This window comes from Vibrio sp. 1727, assembly GCF_033344415.1.
GTDB lineage: Bacteria > Pseudomonadota > Gammaproteobacteria > Enterobacterales > Vibrionaceae > Vibrio > Vibrio alginolyticus.
Window position 1 is genome coordinate 1 of record NZ_JAWPOT010000120.1, and the last position, 939, is coordinate 939.

At 45.7% G+C, this 939-nt stretch carries 1 pseudogene; it reads right to left on the bottom strand.

The features are described from left to right. A pseudogene (gene mam7 / locus R8O10_RS24225) lies at positions 1 to 939 on the bottom strand (MCE family putative adhesion factor MAM7); the annotation flags it as partial.

The window sequence follows — 939 nt, forward strand, 5'->3', positions numbered from 1 at the left end:
CTTCACTGACGAAACTGATAGAACCGGTCAGTAGTTGTTTTGCTGGCGGAACAGTGACGCTCAACCCAGACTCAGTAAGCTCTGCAGAAGCGCTACCAGTCACGTAAAAACGGTTATTTGATTTAATAAGATGCTTGTATTCGTGATCAATCAGCACATCCATAAAGACTTCGTGCTTCGCTTGTTTTTTCTCATCAACTAAACCAACGTTGATGATGGAACCGACCACAATACCTTTATAGAGCACGTTCGCTCCGCTATCTAAACCAAATGAATTGTCAGAAATTAGGCGAATCGCGATAGATTTTTCTTGCTGTTGATTAAATACGTTTTTGCGAATTGCAGTGAAGCGGCGAGAGCGCTCGCCGTCGCCAGGAACGATAGTGAGGAAGTTTCCTCTAACTAGGTTTGCAATGTTTTCGACACCAGACAACGACACTTTCGCTTCTTCCAAAACAAAGCGAGTGCCAGTGGTAAGCATGTCACTGAAAGCAGGCTGAATTGCTGCTGACGCCAAAATGACTTCTCGTCCTTCAGAAAGGCTTAAGTCGGTGACCTGACCAATTTCAATGCCACGGTACATGATTGGTGCGCCTTCGCTGCTGACTTTATTGTCGTCAGGTAGAGCAATTTTGATCGCAATGCCTCGACCTGCTGTTTTTAAGTCTTTGTATAAGCGGAACTCGGTATTTTCTTCCACTGGTTCGCCATCGTCCGGAGAGTCAACGGCGATAGCGCCACCAAGTAGGGCACTCATGCTTTCTAAGCGTACGTCAACGCCTTCAAAACCAATACTTGCGCCAATGCCGCTGACGTTCCAAAAGCGGCTGCTGTCATTGATGATGTGTCGATATTGCTCTTGGATATTAGCTTGAATAGTAATGGATTTTGCATCTTCATCCAGTTGGTAGCTGTAGACCGCACCGATAGGAATTTTCT